Source organism: Citrobacter sp. ABFQG (genome assembly GCF_004322975.1).
GTDB lineage: Bacteria > Pseudomonadota > Gammaproteobacteria > Enterobacterales > Enterobacteriaceae > Citrobacter > Citrobacter freundii.
Genome location: NZ_CP036435.1, coordinates 471,332 through 491,247, shown reverse-complemented (window position 1 = coordinate 491,247; position 19,916 = coordinate 471,332). Strand labels below are relative to the sequence as shown.

At 51.2% G+C, this 19,916-nt stretch carries 17 protein-coding genes; 9 read left to right on the top strand and 8 right to left on the bottom strand.

Translation table 11 applies throughout. The features are described from left to right. Positions 1-41 precede the first annotated feature (41 nt). Positions 42-1,535: a pitrilysin family protein gene (locus tag WN16_RS02480; RefSeq protein ID WP_003846129.1), complete on the top strand. Its 1,494-nt coding sequence runs from the start codon at positions 42-44 to the stop codon at positions 1,533-1,535. Between the two features lie 100 nt (positions 1,536-1,635). Here WN16_RS02480 and WN16_RS02475 read toward each other — a convergent pair whose 3' ends face one another. Beyond that, complete coding sequence (locus tag WN16_RS02475) at positions 1,636-2,565, bottom strand: sugar kinase (protein ID WP_003837750.1); 930 nt, start codon at positions 2,563-2,565, stop codon at positions 1,636-1,638. A gap of 230 nt (positions 2,566-2,795) precedes the next feature. On the opposite strand from WN16_RS02475, the gene pdeH reads away from it, so the two are divergent. Together pdeH and WN16_RS02465 are read left to right on the top strand one after the other, a co-directional pair. Continuing rightward, complete coding sequence (gene pdeH / locus WN16_RS02470) at positions 2,796-3,563, top strand: cyclic-guanylate-specific phosphodiesterase (protein ID WP_003023308.1); 768 nt, start codon at positions 2,796-2,798, stop codon at positions 3,561-3,563. 78 nt (positions 3,564-3,641) lie between these two features. Then, positions 3,642-5,702 (top strand): AsmA family protein, encoded by a 2,061-nt coding sequence (locus tag WN16_RS02465; RefSeq protein WP_103790848.1) that lies wholly within the window; start codon positions 3,642-3,644, stop codon positions 5,700-5,702. A gap of 93 nt (positions 5,703-5,795) precedes the next feature. Here the strand turns inward: WN16_RS02465 and WN16_RS02460 are convergent, their stop codons facing one another. The 3 genes from WN16_RS02460 to WN16_RS02450 all read right to left on the bottom strand — a co-directional run bounded on the left by WN16_RS02460 (position 5,796) and on the right by WN16_RS02450 (position 9,441). Next, entirely contained in the window at positions 5,796-7,118 is a 1,323-nt protein-coding gene (locus tag WN16_RS02460; RefSeq protein WP_003023312.1) for an MFS transporter, read from the bottom strand. A 350-nt stretch (positions 7,119-7,468) separates the two neighbouring features. Then, on the bottom strand, positions 7,469-8,494 hold the full coding sequence (gene yhjD / locus WN16_RS02455; protein ID WP_016151136.1) for an inner membrane protein YhjD: 1,026 nt from the start codon (positions 8,492-8,494) through the stop codon (positions 7,469-7,471). A gap of 47 nt (positions 8,495-8,541) precedes the next feature. Beyond that, a complete protein-coding gene (locus WN16_RS02450; RefSeq protein WP_003837759.1) occupies positions 8,542-9,441 on the bottom strand; it encodes a LysR family transcriptional regulator in 900 nt (299 codons plus the stop codon). 119 nt (positions 9,442-9,560) lie between these two features. On the opposite strand from WN16_RS02450, the gene WN16_RS02445 reads away from it, so the two are divergent. The 4 genes from WN16_RS02445 to WN16_RS02430 all read left to right on the top strand — a co-directional run bounded on the left by WN16_RS02445 (position 9,561) and on the right by WN16_RS02430 (position 13,292). Next, positions 9,561-10,319: an SDR family oxidoreductase gene (locus WN16_RS02445; RefSeq protein ID WP_003023319.1), complete on the top strand. Its 759-nt coding sequence runs from the start codon at positions 9,561-9,563 to the stop codon at positions 10,317-10,319. Between the two features lie 521 nt (positions 10,320-10,840). After that, positions 10,841-11,281 (top strand): winged helix-turn-helix domain-containing protein, encoded by a 441-nt coding sequence (locus WN16_RS02440; RefSeq protein ID WP_044700376.1) that lies wholly within the window; start codon positions 10,841-10,843, stop codon positions 11,279-11,281. A 199-nt stretch (positions 11,282-11,480) separates the two neighbouring features. Next, positions 11,481-12,329, top strand: a complete 849-nt coding sequence (locus WN16_RS02435; RefSeq protein WP_044700373.1) for an EAL domain-containing protein — start codon at positions 11,481-11,483, stop codon at positions 12,327-12,329. A 360-nt stretch (positions 12,330-12,689) separates the two neighbouring features. Then, positions 12,690-13,292, top strand: coding sequence for a response regulator transcription factor (locus WN16_RS02430; RefSeq protein ID WP_044700371.1), 603 nt, complete (start codon positions 12,690-12,692; stop codon positions 13,290-13,292). An 18-nt stretch (positions 13,293-13,310) separates the two neighbouring features. Here the strand turns inward: WN16_RS02430 and WN16_RS02425 are convergent, their stop codons facing one another. Together WN16_RS02425 and WN16_RS02420 are read right to left on the bottom strand one after the other, a co-directional pair. Continuing rightward, entirely contained in the window at positions 13,311-13,661 is a 351-nt protein-coding gene (locus WN16_RS02425; protein ID WP_003837768.1) for a phage-like lysozyme, read from the bottom strand. 86 nt (positions 13,662-13,747) lie between these two features. Next, a complete protein-coding gene (locus tag WN16_RS02420) occupies positions 13,748-14,287 on the bottom strand; it encodes a GNAT family protein (RefSeq protein ID WP_044702796.1) in 540 nt (179 codons plus the stop codon). Positions 14,288-14,454: 167 nt separating this feature from the next. Here WN16_RS02420 and WN16_RS02415 point away from each other — a divergent pair, with 167 nt between their 5' ends. Next, the gene (locus tag WN16_RS02415; protein ID WP_003846146.1) at positions 14,455-16,044 is read left to right on the top strand and encodes an STY4199 family HEPN domain-containing protein; all 1,590 of its coding nucleotides are present in this window, start codon (positions 14,455-14,457) and stop codon (positions 16,042-16,044) included. A gap of 27 nt (positions 16,045-16,071) precedes the next feature. Here the strand turns inward: WN16_RS02415 and WN16_RS02410 are convergent, their stop codons facing one another. Beyond that, positions 16,072-17,721, bottom strand: coding sequence for an alpha,alpha-trehalase (locus tag WN16_RS02410; protein ID WP_003846147.1), 1,650 nt, complete (start codon positions 17,719-17,721; stop codon positions 16,072-16,074). A 427-nt stretch (positions 17,722-18,148) separates the two neighbouring features. Here WN16_RS02410 and WN16_RS02405 point away from each other — a divergent pair, with 427 nt between their 5' ends. Beyond that, positions 18,149-19,543, top strand: coding sequence for a cytochrome-c peroxidase (locus WN16_RS02405; protein WP_044702795.1), 1,395 nt, complete (start codon positions 18,149-18,151; stop codon positions 19,541-19,543). Between the two features lie 223 nt (positions 19,544-19,766). On the opposite strand, the gene WN16_RS24660 is transcribed toward WN16_RS02405, so the two are convergent. After that, positions 19,767-19,898 carry a hypothetical protein gene (locus WN16_RS24660; RefSeq protein WP_005122496.1) on the bottom strand — a complete coding sequence of 44 codons (132 nt, stop codon included), beginning with the start codon at positions 19,896-19,898 and terminating at the stop codon, positions 19,767-19,769. Positions 19,899-19,916 lie beyond the last annotated feature (18 nt).

The following is a 19,916-nucleotide window of genomic DNA, read 5'->3' as shown; positions in this document are numbered from 1 at the left end:
GGCTGTCTTTTTATTTCCAGGATAGTTGATCAGGGGTTCACATGCAGGGCACAAAAATTCGACTTTTAGCGGGCGGCTTGCTGATGATGGCCACTGCCGGCTATGTGCAGGCAGATGCGCTCCAGCCTGACCCGGCGTGGCAACAGGGCACGCTGGCAAATGGTCTACAGTGGCAAGTGTTAGCCACTCCCCAGCGCCCCAGCGACCGTATTGAGGTCCGCCTGCTGGTTAATACCGGTTCACTCACCGAAAATACGCAACAGAGTGGTTTCAGCCATGCGATCCCACGTATCGCGCTGACGCAAAGCGGTGGCCTCGATGCCACGCAAGCCCGTTCATTGTGGCAGCAGGGGTTCGATCCCAAACGTCCCATGCCGCCGGTTATCGTTTCCTATGATTCCACGTTGTACAACCTCAGTCTGCCAAACAGCCGTAACGATCTACTGAAAGAGTCACTTTCTTACCTGGCGAATATCTCCGGCAATCTGAGCATCACCTCTGAAACGGTCAATCATGCGCTGAGCAGCGAAGATATGGTTGCAACCTGGCCGTCAGATACCAAAGAAGGGTGGTGGCGTTACCGTCTGAAGGGATCGACCCTGCTGGGACACGATCCCGCCGATCCGCTGAAAACGCCTGTAGATGCGGCGAAAATTCAGTCTTTCTATCAGAAATGGTATACCCCGGACGCGATGACGCTGATCATCGTCGGTAACGTTGATGCACGCAGCGTAGCTGAGCAAATCAATAAAACCTTTGGCGAGTTAAAAGGAAAACGCGAAACGCCTGCACCGGTACCTACGCTCTCTCCGCTGCGAGCAGAAGCCGTAAGCATTATGACCGATGCGGTACGCCAGGATCGCCTGTCTATTATGTGGGATACGCCGTGGCAACCGATCCGTGAATCTGCCGCGTTGTTACGTTATTGGCGCGCTGATTTAGCTCGTGAGGCGCTGTTCTGGCACATTCAGCAAGAGCTAACCAAAAACAATGCCAAAGACATTGGCCTCGGATTTGACTGCCGGGTGCTGTTCCTGCGCGCGCAGTGTGCGATTAACGTTGAGTCGCCAAACGATAAGCTGAACGCCAATCTGGGTACGGTTGCGCGTGAGCTGGCGAAAGTGCGTGATAAGGGACTTCCGGAAGAAGAGTTCAATGCGCTGGTCGCGCAAAAGAATCTGGAACTGCAGAAGCTGTTTGCCACCTATGGTCGTACCGATACCGATATTTTGATCAGCCAGCGTTTGCGCTCGCTGCAAAATCAGGTGGTGGATATTGCGCCTGAACAGTATCAGCGTTTACGCCAGAGCTTCCTCAACAGCCTGAGCGTTGAGATGTTGAATCAGGACCTGCGACAGCAGCTGTCGCAAGATATGGCGTTAATTCTGCTGCAGCCGAAGGGTGAACCTGAATTCAATATGAAGGATCTGCAGGCGACGTGGGATAGCATTATGGCGCCCGTTACCGCAGCGGCAACATCTGTTGAAACGGATGAATCACACCCTGAAGTGACGGATATCCCGCCGGTACAATAACCTGTAGGCCGGATAAGACGATTACGCCGCCATCCGGCATTGGAGATGCCGGGGGCGCTTCGCTTGCCCGGCCTACGGTATGCAGACCGGATAATCGACGTTATTGCGGCATAGCGTCGCGTGGGATAATCGCCCCGCGGTGCTGAATCACGGTGCTTGCCGTCAGGTGGCCGCGTTTTGCGGCCTCAGCAGCATCGCCACCGGTCAGACGTACCGCCAGATATCCGGCGCTGAAGGAGTCTCCGGCCGCAGTGGTATCGATCACCTTCTCTTTCGGCAATTTAACGGCCGAAACGTCGATGAGCGCTTCGCCCGCGATGGAAACCAGGCAAGAGTCTGCGCCACGCTTCACAACCACTTCCTGTACACCAGCTGCGTGAGTACGGGCAATCACCTCAGCAACGGGTTTTTCACCCCACAGCGCGTCTTCATCGTCCAGCGTCAGGAATGCGATATTGGTGCATTCCAGCATCTGCTGATACACCTGCTGGGTTTCTTCTTTGCTGCTCCACAGACGTGGGCGGTAGTTATTATCAAAAATGACCTTTCCACCGTTGGCACGGCATTCACGCAGCAACGACAGCAGCTTGTCACGACTTGCCGGGCTTAAAATCGCCAGGCTGATTCCGCTCAGATACAAGTAATCAAATGTCGCCAGCTCTTCGCAAATCGCGGCAGACTGCTCGCTCTCCAGCCAGAATTTTGCGGCGGCTTCATTACGCCAGTAATAGAAGGTGCGCTCGCCAGTGCTGTCGGTCTCAATGTAGTAGAGACCCGGCAGGCGGTTTTCCATGCGCTGGGTTAATGAGGTATCCACGTTTTCACCCTGCCAGGACTCCAGCATTTGTTGGCTAAAACTGTCGGTACCCAGTGCAGTCACATAGTGTACGGAAAGTGCCGTAGCATCGACCTGACGGGCGATATAAACGGATGTATTCAACGTGTCGCCACCGAATCCGCGCTGAACGTCAGCGCCTTTCTGTGACAGCTCAATCATGCATTCGCCAATCACGGCAATCTTTCTGGACATAGTCGTAACCTGCTCTGAAAAAAATTAGCGTTAGTGTGCGCTGTGGGTGTTAAGTGGTCAACTATATTAAAACAACGTTCCATTATTTTTTTGAGCCAGCACGTGTTCTGCGTTGTTTTTGCCGCTTAGTTTTTATTTTTGCGCACAGCTGAACGTAAAGTTCTGCGTCTGAGCGCCGATAACCTTTGACGAGTCCGGTCAGTCACACTCTTATTTACAGGACATCTCAGATGATAAAGCAGGTTACCCAGCAGCTCATTACGCTCGATGCGAGTATTGAAAACTTGCAGGAGAGACGCTATTGGCTGCAGTGCGAGCGTGCTTACACCTACCAGCCAATTTACCAGACCAACGGACGACTGATGGCCGTTGAACTGCTGACTGTCGTGAGCCATCCTGATAATCCATCCCAACGTATTGCGCCAGACCGCTATTTTGCCGAAGTAACCGTCCGACATCGTGTTGATGTGGTGATAGAGCAACTTCTTCAACTTGAGCTGAAAGGGGACTTTTTCAGAGCCAACAACCTGCTGGCTTCCGTGAACGTCGACGGACCAACGCTCATAGCGATGCGCCAGGATCCCGAAATCCTGAAAATCATTGAAGGCCTGCCGTGGCTGCGTTTTGAGCTAGTGGAACATATCCGCTTACCGAAGGGGTCGTCCTTCGCCTCAATGTGCGAGTTTGGCCCGCTCTGGCTGGATGATTTTGGTACCGGAATGGCGAACTTCTCGGCGCTTAGTGAAGTGAATTATGACTATATCAAAGTGGCGCGAGACCTGTTCGTCATGCTGCGCAAGACGCCGGAAGGACGTAATCTCTTCACACTACTATTACAGCTGATGAACCGCTATTGCCGCGGCGTGATTGTCGAAGGCGTTGAAACGCTGGAAGAGTGGCGCGATGTGCAAAACTCACCGGCTTTTGCCGCACAAGGCTATTTTCTCTCTCGTCCAGTGCCTCTGGACACGCTTGAAGAGGTGATCCTGTCGCTTTGATGAGGACGTAGCACACCTCCTTTTCATCCTGCTGGACTATCTTTAGGACAGGCAAGGAAGGAAGTAGAGAGGTTAGACATGACGAAAACAGGTAAAATAACCACTTCAGTAATAGGGGTTTTCTTGTTGTTGATCGTCGTACTCATCATTGTGATTGCGACATTTGACTGGAACCGGCTCAAACCGACCATCAACCAGAAAGTCTCTACAGAACTCAACCGGCCCTTTGCTATACGGGGTGACCTGGGCGTGGTTTGGGAACGCCAGAAGCAGGAAACCGGCTGGCGTAGCTGGGTTCCGTGGCCGCATGTTCATGCTGAAGATATCATCCTCGGCAACCCGCCAGACATTCCTGACGTTACCATGGTGCATCTCCCGCGTGTTGAAGCTACGCTCGCCCCACTGGCACTGCTGACAAAAAACGTCTGGCTCCCGTGGGTCAAGCTGGTCAAACCCGATGCGCGGCTGATCCGCCTGTCGGAGAAAAACAATAACTGGACCTTTAACTTAGCTGGGGACGAAAACCGCGATTCTAATGCGCCGCCATCCGCGTGGTCGTTCCGGCTGGATAACATTCTGTTTGACCAGGGACGCATCGCCATTAACGATAAGGTGACGAAGTCGGAGATTGAGATCCTGGTCGATCCGCTTGGCAAACCGTTGCCCTTTAGCGAAGTGACCGGCGCAAAAGGTAAAGAGAGCAACGCCCGCGTCGAGGACTACGTGTTTGGTCTGAAAGTGCAAGGGCGATATAACGGCGAACCGCTAAGCGGTAGCGGAAAAATTGGCGGAATGCTGGCGCTGCGTGGTGAAGATACGCCTTTCCCGATTCAGGCTGATTTCCGTTCGGGCAATATGCGCGTAGCGTTTATCGGCACGATAAACGATCCGATGAACATGGGCGGGGCGGATCTGCGACTTAAATTCTCGGGAGATTCGCTAGGGGATTTATACGATTTGACCGGCGTGCTGCTCCCGGATACGCCGCCGTTTGAAACCGACGGACGTCTGGTAGCGAAAATTGACCCGGAAAAATCCTCTGTTTTTGATTATCGCGATTTCAATGGCCGCATTGGCGACAGCGATATTCACGGAACGCTGGCCTACACCACCGGCAAGCCGCGACCCATGCTGAAGGGCGATGTGGAATCACGCCAGCTGAGGCTGGCCGATTTGGGGCCGCTGATCGGGGTGGATTCAGGCAAAGGGGCGGAACGGGCAAAACAATCTGAACAGCGCAAAGGTGAGAAGAGCGTTCAGCCTGCGGACAAGGTGTTGCCGTATGACCGTTTTGAAACAGACAAATGGAACGTAATGGACGCTGACGTGCGTTTCAAAGGACGGCGTATTGAGCATGGCAGTAGTCTGCCGATCAGCGATCTCTCCACTCATATCATCCTGAAAAATGCCGACCTGCGTCTGCAACCGCTGAAATTTGGTCTTGCGGGAGGCAGCATTGTTTCCAGCATCCATCTGGAAGGGGATAAAAAGCCGATGCGGGGGCAGGCGGATATCCAGGCTCGCCGCCTGAAGCTTAAAGCGCTGATGCCGGATGTGGAACTGATGCAAAAAACGCTTGGTGAAATGAACGGTGACGCCAGGTTTAGTGGGAGCGGAAACTCGGTGGCGGCGCTGTTGGGTAACAGCAATGGCAACCTGAAACTGCTGATGAATGACGGTTTGATCAGCCGGAATCTGATGGAAATTGTGGGCTTGAATCTGGGGAACTATCTTGTCGGGCAGATATTTGGCGATGACGAAGTGCGGGTGAACTGCGCGGCGGCGAATCTGGATATTGTTAACGGCGTGGCGCGTCCGCAGATTTTTGCTTTTGATACGGAAAACGCAGTCATTAATGTCACCGGTACGGCAAGCTTTGCGTCGGAGCAACTGGATTTAACCATCGATCCGGAGAGTAAAGGGATTCGTATTATTACTCTGCGTTCGCCGTTGTATGTTCGCGGCACCTTTAAGAATCCGCAGGCAGGCGTGAAGGCCGGACCGCTGATTGCGCGCGGTGCGGTTGCTGCTGCGCTGGCAACGCTGGTGACGCCAGCGGCGGCCCTGCTGGCGCTGATTTCACCTTCTGAAGGGGATGCTAATCAGTGCCGGACAATCCTGTCGCAGATGAAGAAGTGATGAGAGCGCCGGATGAGGTGTAAACACCTTATCCGGCCTACGGGGGATTGCAGTTTGTAGGCCTGATAAGCATAGCGCCATCAGGCAATCAAATTACAGCGATTGATGCCGTGTCTCATGGGTTAACAGCAGCGCAATCAGCGTTAACGCCGCCATCGATGCCAGATACGTACCGACCGCCGCCAGGCCGTAATTCGCCTGCAGCCATGCGGCAATGTAAGGGGCAACGGACGCACCAAGAATCGACGAAACGTTGTACGAGAACGACGCTCCCGTATAGCGCACTTCAGTCGGGAACAGCTCCGGCAGCAGCGCACCCATCGGACCAAATGTCAGCCCCATCAGGCTTAAGCCCAGCAACAGGAAGGCGAAAACCAGCACCGGATTGCCAGAGCCGAGCAGTGGTTTAAAGGCAAACAGCGCAAACAGAATGATAAGCGTGGTGATGATGAGCATGCTCTTGCGACGACCAAATGCGTCGGCCAGCAGGCCCGCCACCGGCACCATGACGCCAAAGCCAATCACCGCCATCATCAGCATCCACAACACTTCATTACGCGGCAGGCCAAGTCCTACAGGCGCGGCTGCGGTACTGAACGTCATCGAATAGACGGTCATGATATAGAACAGCGTATAGGTCGCCAGCATGATGAACGTGCCGAGGATCGTCACGCGAACATGTTTGGTCAGCAGGGTACCCAGCGGGATTTTCACCTGCTTTTTCGCCGCGGCTACTTTGGCGAAGACCGGGGATTCATGCAGCGAAACGCGAACGTACAGACCGATAATCACCAGTACCGCAGAGAAGATGAACGGTACGCGCCAACCCCAGCTCATGAACTGCTCGTCGGTCAGCAGCCAGGAGAGCAGCAGAAAGGTACCATTGGCGAAGAAGAAGCCGATAGGCGCGCCCAACTGCGGAAATGATCCGTACAGAGCGCGTTTGCGCGGTGGTGCGTTTTCCGTTGCCAGCAGCGCAGCACCGCCCCATTCACCGCCCAGACCTAACCCCTGGCCAAAACGCGCCAGCGCCAGCAGCAGTGGGGCGAAAATGCCGATCGTTTCATAGCCCGGCAGCAGACCAATGACGACCGTCGAAATCCCCATGGTGAGCAGTGAGGCAACCAGCGTGACTTTACGGCCGACGCGATCGCCGAAATGCCCGAATACAGCAGAACCGATCGGTCGTGCCACAAAGGCGATAGCAAAAGTCGCCAGGGACTGTAGCGTCGCGGCAGTCGGATCCCCCTGCGGGAAGAAGATATGCGGGAACACGATCACCGCGGCGGTGGCGTAAATATAGAAGTCGAAGAACTCAATGGCGGTGCCAATGAGCGAGGCGACGACGACTTTATTGCGCGAGTTGACCGGGGTGTGTTCCTGTTCGTTGTCGAGTGTTGTGGCTGTTGCTTGCATAATATTTTCTTATTTTTGGCCGAACGAGAGGCCATATTACGCACAGCAAAAGAGACATTTCAATCTGTAACAAACTTTGAGAGCGGTCAAAAATAGAGCAAAAAGGGGATAATTTTTAGGCTCGAGATTTCACTTCCATGAAATGCTTCACATAATTTAAAACTTAGATGATAAAACTGGTTTTTGGTTAAATAAAAGTTACGGGTTGGATTTATTCACTAAATCGGTGAGATTGGGCGGCATTATAATTGCCGGATGGCGCTGCGCTTATCCGGCCTACAAAACTCACCCGTAGGCCGGATAAGACGCGTGCGTCGCCATCCGGCAATTAACAACTAATCCGGCGGCGGCTACTGCGTTTTCCCCGGCATACGCGGGTCGTCTTTGTATTCTGCTGTGGCAATCCAGGCAGCGCAAAACAGAGTCAGACGAGCGAAGAAGTAGAAGAACGCCATCAATCCAAGTACGGAACCAAACGCCGCGCCTGACGGCGATTGCACCAGTGACGGCAGGGTATATGTCATGATCATTTTGATGACTTCAAACCCCAGAGCCGCGATAAATGTGCCGCGTATGAGCGCTTTTTTACGCGGTCGGTGACGCGGTAGCCGCCAGAAAATCCAGAAGAACAGCAAGTAGTTGGCGAAAATAGAGATGGTCAGGCCGATCAGCCGCCAGGCGGGCTTCAGCCATTCGATACCGTCGAGATACAACGCAGAGATAATCATCTGCTGGGCGGAGCCGGCAATGGAGGTAATGGACAGAGTAACAATCAGCGCAATCAGTAAGCCAATCAATGAGATAAAATCACGCAGATATTTGACCCAAATTTTTTCCTGATCCTGCGGGGTACGCTCCCAGACATCCCGCGACTGGGCACGAATTGCTTCGCGCAGGTTTCCCATCCAGTTAATGCCGGAATAGAGCGCGATGCCAAGCCCCACCAGACCGACGGTGGTACGTTGCTGTACGGCAGTATTAATGGTGTTTTTCAGCGTAGAGGCGAGCGTCGGATCGCTGACGTTGAGCAGAATTTTGCCGAAGATATCCTGTAACAGCGTAGGATGCGAAGCGAGAATAAAACCCGCGGCGGCAAACGACACCATCAGAATAGGGATCATCGACAGAAACGAGAAGTAGGTAATCGCGGCGCCAAACTGATTTCCCATGCGATCGTTAAACCGCTCCGCAGCCCGAATCAGATGGGCAATCATGGGCTGGCGTTGAACTTTTTCAGCGAAGGTCAGGGCAGTTTTCAACGCCTGGTTGGTCTTACCATTGGTTTCTGTATTTTCCTGCTCCAGGGGCTCAATTTTTAGGATGGGGGCGTGCTCAAGTTCCTGAATGGGGCGTTTAATCTCTTTTTCCTGCGTCATCAGGGCAATAATCCTTGTTCTGTTCATTCTCAGGACAGTATAGCTTGTCAGTCCACATAGTCTTTCATCACGCCAGTCAGCCATTCCATAAACAGATGTACCCGGCGAGAGAGGTTGCGTCGATGCGGATAAAGCAAAGAGACCGGCATTGGCTCGGCGCGATATTGCGGCAACACTTCGACCAGCGTACCGGCGCGCAGGGCATCACGCACGCCAACGCGCGGTACCTGAATAATGCCCAGACCGGCAAGGCATGCCGCGTGATAGGTTTCGGTACTGTTTACCGTTAGCATGCCGCCGGTTTTAACCCATTGCGTGCCGTTTTCTGTCGCCACTTCGAAGCCTTGCGCACGCGTTCCCAAATTGACCGAGTAGTGCACCACTGCATGTGAAGCTAAATCCTCCAGGCTTTCCGGATAACCAAAGCGGGCGAGGTACTGCGGGCTGGCGCAGTTAATCTGCGTGAGTTTCCCCAGTGGGCGCGCAATCAGCCCTGAATCTTTCAGCGTGCCTACGCGTACCACACAGTCGAAACCTTCGCGGACCAGATCCACCAGGCGGTCGCTGCTGCTGAGTTCGAGCTCAAGGCCGGGATACTGATGCAAGAAAGTGGGTAAGCGGGGCATCACCAGATTTCTCGCCACGCCAACCGGCATATCGACGCGCAGCTTGCCGCTGATGCTGGACGGATCGTGATGAAATAGTCCATCCAGCTCATCCAGATTGCTCAACAAATCTTTTGCGCGTTCGTAATAGATCATACCGTCTTGTGTAAGCTGAACGCGGCGGGTAGTGCGGTGCAACAACTGCGTGCCCAGATGATTTTCCAGGGCCTGGATTTGGCGAGATACGCTACCTTTAGGAAGACCAAGGGTGTCTGCCGCACGCGAAAAGCTCTCCAGTTCTGCGACGCGGATGAACAACTGCATTGCGTGAATTTTATCCATTCTTATGCCCTATTGTTGTTCCAAATGAAACAGTAATGCGCAACAGACGACATTTATTGTTTTTCTATCACCTAATAAGCTTTATCTCAATCATCACAACGTCGGAAATGAGGTTTCTTATGACGCAACGTATCGCATTAGTGACTGGTGGTAGTCGTGGGCTCGGTAAAAACGCCGCACTTAAGCTGGCTGACAGAGGAACGGACATTATCTTTACCTACAACAGCCAGCAGCAGGCGGCGCTGGATGTGGTTGCTGAAATTGAGCAAAAAGGCAGAAAAGCTGCGGCAATACAACTGAATGTCAGCGATGTGGCTGGCTTTGAGTCCTTTACCCATGAGGTACAAGCGCAGCTGAAGAGCATGTGGAATCGTGAGGCGTTTGATTATTTAGTGAACAATGCCGGAATTGGTCTGTATGGCGCTTTTGCCGATACCTCCGAAGCGATGTTTGATCAATTAGTGAACATTCACTTTAAGGGCCCCTTCTTCCTGACCCAACGTCTGTTGCCGTTGATCCAGAATGGCGGCAGGATCCTGAATGTTTCATCGGGACTGGCGCGTTTTGCACTGCCAGGGTATGCCGCCTATGCCTCAATGAAAGGGGCGATGGAAGTACTGACGCGTTATCAGGCGAAAGAACTGGGAGAGCGGGGTATTTCAGTAAATATCATCGCGCCTGGGGCGATTGAAACCGATTTTGGCGGCGGTCGACTGCGGGATAATAAAGAGCTGAATGCATATGTGGCATCGCAAACGGCGCTGGGACGCGCGGGCTTGCCGGATGATATTGGCGACGCGATTGCCGCGTTGCTCAGCGATGAGCTGGCCTGGATGACAGCGCAGCGTATCGAAGTATCGGGCGGAATGTTCCTGTAAATCGCTCGTATCTTATTCAGCTTTTGAGCAATAGAAAACCGGTGCGCCACTCCAGGTAAAAATATAGCTAGTGGCGTTTACCGGTATTATCTGCAATCTAATTCAGCGATCGCGGTGCCGAAAGAAATCCGGGATAAACTTTCTGATAACTCATTTTTCTTCGACAGCGGATTTGTCTCAGAAGAAACCATGATCACTTCCCCATCCCCCACGGATTCAGAATTTAATTCTTTAAAATGTTAAAAATTCGACATTAAAAATTGAGCGTTCGATCGCGTATGTGAAAACATGGCCTATGTGCTAAAAATTTCGCATAGGAAGAATAATAAATCGTGAATTTCATTTATAACCTCAAATCTACCATAAACGAATACTAAACGACCGCTTCCTCATAGTAGATTGGGATGAAGATTGGAAAGCATTTATAGCAGTCATATAATCCACCATACAAACGGTATGGATTATCTCAACGCTTATATGTAGAGGTGCATGTTCGTCTTCATTTAACGTGGGTATAAGATATGGGCTATCGTCTATATGGATTTATGATTGGTGCTGAAATTCATTTTGACATTTCTAATCGCCGACTGTATCGGCTTACTGGTAGCCATACCGAGAAAAACATCGTTTTTGCGTCAATTTACTTTAATGAAACAATGCTCAGGCTTTTCCTGTATTTATTAATAAATGCCAGGAGCCAGCCGGTACCGAAAGAAGAGTTATATGAAAAAATCTGGGAAGCGCATAATCTGAGCCCTTCTGCGCAAAGATTATGGCAAGTCCTGCACAATCTTAATAATAAACTTGGCCTGCTGGGGTTACCCAGGGATTTTATCCTTAATATAAGAGGTCAGGGTTATGTCATCAATTATCCTGATGTCATTCCCATTTATTATAAAGTGAGCGAACTCCCAACTCATGCTGTCAAAAAAAGGGAGAAAATAGATAACCTGAGTGAGTGATGTCAACCCAGGTATTTGCCCTGAGCATGCAGTGCGAGGGGCTTTTTTTATCGTTATATTTACTTTTTATTTTCAATGTATTTTCGCTAAATAGCGTTATTGTTCGATAGATACCAATAACGGCCAGGGCGATTGGGTCAGGTTCTGATGATTGCTGTGCGGTTGCCCTCAATAGGCCGCCGCACGCTTGAGGCTCGTGATGATTACCACAACCAGGCAACTCCCGATATTATTCTCTGACGCCAGCGAATTACTGGCCCGTTTCCTCACCTGTGCACCGGTAAAAACGTTGAATGCAGCCATTCTTCAACGGCAGTTCCAACCGGTGTATCAACCCATTTTTAACAGCCAGACGGGTGAAATTGCAGGTATTGAGGTACTCGCCAGGTGGACGCATCCCCAGTATGGCGCTATTCCCCCTGATATTTTTATTCCCCTTGCGGAAGAGCATGGTCTTATCGCCTCGCTGACGCATCAACTTATTCAGCAAGTCATTGCCGACCTGCAGTCGCGGCTCCCCCTTTTCCCAAATGGACTTTACCTTAACCTAAATCTGAGCCCCGAAAACTGCCTCGATCCGCGCTTTGAGTCGGACGTCGTGGCGCTCATGCAAAAGCTTGCCCCGGTTCAGGTTCAACTGGTTATCGAAATTACCGAAAGACGCCCTCTGCACTTTACCCCTCAGCTAAGCGAGTGGTTTGCCGCGTTGAGAAAATCCAATATCGCCGTAGCGTTAGATGATTTCGGGACGGGATACTCGAATCTGTGTTACCTCCACGCGCTGGAACCGGAGTTTATTAAGATAGATAAACTGTTTGTCAGCCAGATTGGTGAGGGGGGCGATACCCGCATTGTCGATACGCTTATTGAGCTGGCGCAGAAGATGGGTCTGCGAATGATTGCCGAGGGCGTTGAGACTCAGGTTCAGGCCGATTATCTGCGCATGAAACGCTGTGATTTTTTACAAGGGTATTATTTATGCAGACCCGTTCCACTTGAAGATCTGATCGGAGTGATGCAATCGCCCGCAACCTTTAGTGTCGATTGATACAGCAATACTGCCTGGGGAAACCACAGGTGATGATCAATTGATGCGACATTTTATTTTGTAACATATTTGTCTGTTACTGTGAGTTCCTTATTTTTATTAGAAAATATAGACTCCAAAAATTAATATTAATAAGCTGATTTTGAGTATTGGATATTAAGGATTTCCTTAATGTTTAGCGCCACTTTTGTCCCTTTGTGTGATTATTCGGTTTGAGCTGTAACTATTTTTGATTTCTACTTTTTTCTTCTCCGTCTATCGGTAAAATGGCCCCCGCCAAATGGTGACTTCTTATTTTACCCCTCGGGTAATACCCTTCCGCGTGTTAAGGCTAGTATCTTATTCAGACGGAGATAAGTAATGCAGGTAATAATGTTTGACAGGCAGTCGATATTTATTCATGGAATGAATGTAAGTTTACAAGAGCGTATTCCAGGAGTGGATGTTCAGGGTGTCAGTCAGGCAGATGACCTTTGGCAGAAACTGGAAGACACCCCTGATGCACTGATAATGCTGGATGGCGACCAGGACGCCGAGTTCTGCCGTAACTTGCTACAGCAGATAGCGCAACGCTTTTCGACAGTAAAAGTGCTGGTAACAGCAACGGACTGCCGTAAAAAATGGCTGCATGAGGTTACGCAATTGAATGTGCTGGCCATTGTTCCACGCGACTCTGACGCGGAAACCTTCACGCTGGCTCTCAATAGCATTGCGATGGGAATGGTATTTATCCCCAGAGATTGTATGACAACCCCCGAGAGCAGCGGGCAAAATATCAGATCGCTTAGTGCGCGTCAGCGAGAGATTCTGACTATGCTTGCCGCCGGAGAATCAAATAAACAAATTGGTCGATTGTTAAATATCAGCACCGGAACGGTCAAAGCCCATCTTGAATCGCTGTATCAGCGCCTCGAGGTAAAAAACCGTACGCAGGCGGCAATGATGTTAAACGACGCAATTTAACGGGCGAATATTTCACAGTCAGAACGATTCTGGCTGTGAAATAACCCCCGAGCAGAATTCTGCAGCACAAAACCGGCTTATCCCCACGCTGAGCATCCACGCAATTAACGCTTCCTGTTGAAACCTTTCTTTTATTTGCGGCATTTTCTGGTGTATGAATTCCTCGCAGATTTCCAGATCCGCGAGCAGTAGTGTTTCTGCCTGCGTTACCGAAACAGGCGCAGGAAAGCTTTCATCGGATGTGATTTCGTGCCCGTAGCCAATCACCCAGACACCATTTTTGTCCTGATACTTTTCCAGTGACAGGCCTTGCCATTGTTTAATAAATGCAACACAGGCGGGCGTGAAATACGTTGAATGGAGTGGCATATTCATCTCTGTACAAAGAGACCTATTTTAAGAAACCGCCTCCGTTACGCCAGTTGTCATACAGCCAGTTTTTTCAGCAAAACGTCTTATTCTGCGGGTGGCTGATAGTCGTGTTTTAACAGGCCGAAAATCCAGTCATCATTCCAGGTTTGATGCAGCCAGTAGCTTTCCCGCAGCGTGCCTTCGTGAATGAACCCGACCTTTTCCAACAGATGCCGTGAGGCTTCGTTTCCTGCGGTGACGCAAGCCGTAAGCCGGCGTAGCCCTCCGGTGGTAAATGCAAAATCGCAAACTGCATGCAGAGATTCAGTACCATAACCTTTCCCCTGCGCTTCAGGGGCGAGCAGAAAACCGACCTCGGCACATTCATTGTTATCATGAATATATCCAGTCACTCCAAGCGGTGCTCCCGATGCCTTATCGCACAGGACCAGACATAGCCAGTGCGGGCTGCCGGGAGACCATTCAGGCAGGCGGGAGTTGAAGGCTATCCGTATCTCCTCTTCAGTACGCGTGTCAGCGACAAAGCGCATCACATCTGGATTCTTCTGTAGCGTTAAGAAGAACGTCCAGTCATTTTCTGTCAGTGGGCGGCAGAGCAGACGTGATGTTTGCAATACAGGCACAGGCTTATCTCCAGAATAATTTTCAATGATTGTGCGGAAGTCACTGTAAAACTTATTTATTTGCTATATGAATGTGTTCTAGTCTACATCGGCACAACGTTGCGTTTAAAAAAGATAATTACATACCATGATGAGGCCGCACGTTTTGGGTCCTTTTAGGGAAGATGATGACCAATAGCGCGTTACAAGCGACATGTACACCCTTTGAACATTGTCTGGGGATTATCCGTCAGGCGTCGATAGAAATATTATTGCTGTTAGGCGTACATGTCACAGAAGGCAAAGACCCTCGGTGGTTTCTCGAACAACTGGATCAGGCTCGACTGAATCTGGGCGGCTGGGGGGCTGTCGCCAGACGGTTGCAGATGAATGATGCGCAATTGAGCCAGTTCACTCTGCGGCTACGCCATCTTCAACAGAGTGTACCCCAATATGAAAATGGCCAGGACGTCAGTGAAAACCAGCTGATTTCAGCGCTGCGCTTTGTGGCCTCTCTGGAACAATTACGCCAGCAACAGCCTATCCTGAAGTATCAAACCGAAATTACACCTGTAGAGCCGGATGCTCAGATGCGGGCGCAGCGTCAACTTCGCGCAATAGAATTAACCCTCAAATCCCTGATTGCGCGGGTATGGCCGGATCAACATCCTCTCAACAGCTTTCTGAAACAGCACTTTGGCGGTGAACGTCTGCGTCGCTGGCTAAAGTTGGGCGAAGGACGAGATGCGCTGGACGGTATGATGTTTAGCGAGCTGGCACTGATGGTCGTCGATAAGAAATTATTTGTTCGCCACTTTACACAGATTTTTAACGATACCTCGGTGCTGATGTCGTTTGTTGAGCCGCGCATCACGCTACGCATGTTTTTGGATGATTGCCGCCTGGCTCGTAACTGTGTTATCGCGCAACAACCGCTAACCTCAGTACAATTGCTGTTGCTGGACTACCAGTACCGGCAGATAACTCATCCTGTGCAACGGGCGTTTGAAGAACGGCGTACGCGCATTAATCCTGCGTCGTATCTGGAATCTGATGAGTCCATGGTCCGCCAGTTTTGGGAAACGGCAAAGCAAAAAGACGAGCAAGCGGGAGGCGATAAGCATGAAATCGCAGACAGTATTGATCCGCCGGAGAAGCGGGCCAAGCGCTCGGCGGAAGAACGTGAACAGCTGATTTCCGGCATGTTGTGGGTAGCGGTCGGCGTGATGGTGCTGGCGATTTCGCTGGGTGCGTTCTGGTTATTCACTTCGCCAGCGCCACAGGCGTCATCCGGACAATCCGTTGAAATTGTGCAGGAGGAACCGCGACGTGACGCCCCCAGCGCGCGGGAGGCGGTGACCCGAATGGGTATCACCTGGGATGCCTTTAACATGCGGGCGGCTATCGATCGCAATGACACCCGCGTGACGTCACTGTTCCTGCAGGGTGGGATGGACTGGAAGCTGGCGTGGACGGAGCAGGCGTTCTCAGCGGGCAATACCGAGGTGTTGAGACTGCTGCTGCGTTACCCTTCGCAGATGGATGAAAGCAAACCATGCCGACAGTTTATGACTACGCTCAGCCATGCGATGTCGAATGGGGCGTCACTCACATCGCTGCATAAAAGTTATCTGCAAAGTTTTTGTTCCGTGCCTGCGGTCGTTGCGCGTCAGCAATATGATCTTGAGCAGGCCGAGCTGCGTGTTCGCGCCCAGCCAAGCCCTGAGAACAAGAAATGGCAGAAAATTCACGCCGAGTTGTACGATGCGATTAACTGACATCCTGATGACTCAGACCGTCAGCCGCTAGGGTTCGCCATACAAACCGATGAGTCGGCGCACCACGCCATTGGTCCAGCCAAAACCGTCCTGCAACGGATATTCCCCGCCGCCGCCTTCGCGCGGCGCTGCGTCGGCTATGTGGTATTTTTCGATAAGCTTGTGGTGTTCCTGATAAAAGAGATTCACCGTTTTCAACCAGTTACGGGCGATTTCATCCCCGAGATGGTCGTCACCGTACAGTTTGAAGCCCTGAATCGCCATCCACTGCAGCGGCGCCCAGCCGTTCGGTTTATCCCACTGTTCCCCAGTTTCATGCTCCGTGGCTAAAATACCACCGGGCGTGAGCAGGCGACTGCGAACCGCGTTAGCAAGCCGGTCGGCTTGTTCATGTGTTGCCATACCGACATACAGCGGCACAATACTGGCGGCAGAGAACAGGGCCATTTGTTCGCGCCGCCAGTCGTAATCGCGATAGCAGCCGTTTTCATCGTCCCACAGATAGCGGTTTACCGCATCGCGACGGTCACTGGCTTTCTGGCGAAACTGCGCTTCCGTTTCTTTGTCGCCTTTCAGCGCGGAAATATTGGCGATAGTGCTTTCCAGCTTGTAGAGGAAGGCGTTCAGATCAATCGGGATGAACTGCGTGGTGCGTATGCTGGCAAGGCGGCCTGCATCGCGTAGCCAGCGCGAGGAATAATCCCAGCCGGAGGCCGCGCCCGCGCGCAAATCCCGATACACCTCATTGGGTGGACGACCCGAATGCTTGGCGGTCTCAACGTCTTCAAGCCATGATTCATCACGCGGCGTATCACGATCGTCCCAATAGCGGTTGAGCAGAGAGCCGTCCGACATTCTGATCACGTGACGGTAGGCCTGGTTGAGCACCAGGGAATCGGCGCCATCCATCCAGAATGCGTATTCCATTTTTAGATGTTCAAGGTAGCGACGCGCGCCGCGCACGCCATCTTCTTCAAACAGTTCCACCATCAGCGCAAAAACCGGTGGCTGCGAACGGCTCAGGTAGTAGGTACGGTTACCGTTGGGGATGTGACCATAGTTTTCAATCATCCAGGCAAAGTTATCCGCCATACATTTCAGCAGGTCTTCGCGACCGCTCTCTGCCAGACCCAGCATGGTAAAGTAGGAATCCCAGTAGTAGGTTTCGCTAAAACGTCCGCCGGGCACAATATATGATTGCGGTAACGCCAGCAGCGAGGACCAGGGAATGTGATCCTGCGGCTCGCGCGTCAGCACAGGCCACAGTTGATCGATATGCTCTTTCAGCGAGCTTGCCGGATCGGACACATATTCACTGGAGGGCGTTTCCGGTAGCCAGAAATGGTTCTCGACGAAACGTCGCAGATCAAAGTCGCGGTGGCGTTTAACTTTGCGATAGCGGATCAAAATGTCCAGCGGGTCCATTTTGGGCGCACAATCAGGGAAGGTTTTGCTATCAGCGAATAGTTTGGATGACTGGACGTGTTCGAACAGCTCAAGGTAACGATCGGCCGGGGTTAACGCATCTGAGGCGGGCAGCCCTTCAATCATCTCCGGCTCAGGCTCTGCCTCAATCATTTCATCCAGCTTTAACTCGCACGGATCCATTTCATAAAGCAGATCGATATCGATCGTCATTTCTTCTGAAGGGGCGTGGGGTAGTTTCTGGTTGAGCATAATGAGAAAGACCTCCGATGGACGTTGAAAGATTAAGGCTATTGCCCGGTCGTCAGTTAAGCGTAGACATTCGCTTCGGTGTCTGGTGAGTAAAGCGTGCGGTTGATCACGTTTTAGTGCTGCATATTATTTAGAAAATAAGACTATCCCAATGAATATAATGAAGAATTCATAATTCTGCGTGACCTGAAGATATTTCATTTTCAGAACATTCGATTGCAACGAGGTGTGAACGGAAAACCATAACGGCTTATCTCCGTAATAGGCACAGGCTATTCTATCGATAGTTATCCTCCATGTAATTGCTTGATACTTATCAAAATAATAAATCCCTTACTTTCTATGATGGTTAAGTCTGATAAAGACTATGCACTCATTATTCTAATTTTTCTGGGTCACAATAACTCACAACGGTGAGGGTAAAATAATGAAAATCATTACCCGTCTTACCGCGATAGCCATAGCTGGTGTCGTGATTTGTTATTTTGGATTATCCGGTTATGTGTGGTATCACGATAATCAACGTAGTAAACAGGCAGATGTTCAGGCCTCTACGCTGGAAGAAAATAATAAAGTATTAGGTTTTTTACGCGAAAAAGGATGCGATTATTGTCACACGCCTTCAGCTGAATTACCTTTCTATTCTTCTTTTCCTGTCGCTAAGCAGTTGATGAATTACGATATTCAACTGGGATACAAATCATTCAATCTTGAGGCCGTTCGTGCGGCGCTGGTCGTAGATAAACCCGTTTCGCAAAGCGACCTGAATAAAATTGAATGGGTGATGCAGTACGACACCATGCCGCCGACGCGTTATACCGCACTGCACTGGGCCGGCAAGGTAAGCGATACGGAGCGAGCAGAGATCCTGGGCTGGATTGCGAAACAGCGCGAGCAGTATTACGCCAGTAACGATACCGCCGCGCAGCATCGTAACGAGCCTGTGCAGCCGATACCGGAAAGCATTCCGACCGATGCCCGCAAAGTGGCGCTAGGCTTTACGCTTTACCACGACCCGCGTATTTCCGGTGACAGCACGATTTCTTGCGCGCACTGCCATGCCCTGAATGCGGGCGGCGTAGATGGTCGCAAAACGTCAATCGGCGTAGGCGGCGCGGTTGGTCCTATCAACGCGCCGACGGTATTTAACTCTGTCTTCAACGTGGAACAATTCTGGGATGGTCGAGCACCAACATTGCAGGCGCAGGCAGGCGGCCCGCCGTTGAACCCTATCGAGATGGCGTCTAAATCCTGGGATGAAATTATTCAGAAACTGGATAAAGATCCGCAACTCAAACAAGAGTTTATCGCGGTTTATCCGCAGGGATTCAGCGGAGATAATATTACCGATGCGATTGCTGAGTTTGAGAAAACGCTAATTACGCCAAATTCGCCGTTTGATAAATGGCTACGCGGCGATGAAGCGGCGTTAACTGCCCAGCAGAAACATGGCTATCAGTTGTTTAAAGATAATAAGTGCGCGACCTGTCATGGCGGTATTATTTTAGGCGGGCGTTCATTTGAGCCATTGGGTTTGAAAAAGGACTTTAATTTCGGCGAGGTCACTGCCGCAGATATTGGCCGCATGAACGTCACTAATGAACTACGTGACAAGCTGCGTCAAAAAGTCCCTGGCTTGCGTAACGTTGCGCTGACCGCGCCTTATTTCCATCGAGGTGATGTGCCTACGCTCGACGGTGCGGTAAAACTGATGCTGCGTTATCAGGTGGGTAAAGAACTGCCGCAGGAAGATATCGACGATATCGTGGCGTTCCTCGAAAGCTTAAACGGCGTGTATACGCCGTATATGCAGGGTAAATAGACTTTGCCCTGGTCCTGATTCGGACGTAAAAAAACCGACTTCACGTCGGTTTTTTTACGCTTCAGCCCGAGTTGGTGGCTCTGGCCGAAGTGAGATAGTTATCATCTAACGCTTCAATCCTATTACCTTAACGGTACTATTGCAAGAATGCGCTGGCAGTTACGATTAAAAGAACTGTATACTTATCCAGTTAGCTCTGTAACTTATCCCTTCCGGACGCGCGCTAAACGCTTTCTAAGTCCTGATCGGCGAAACGGGTGGTGCCGTTGGCCGATGCTCTGGCCGGGGTGAGATAGTTATCATCTAACAATGGAGCATGCCCCGTGACAGGCAATGGATGAGTAAGCGGGTGCATTCTCACTCCATCTGATGG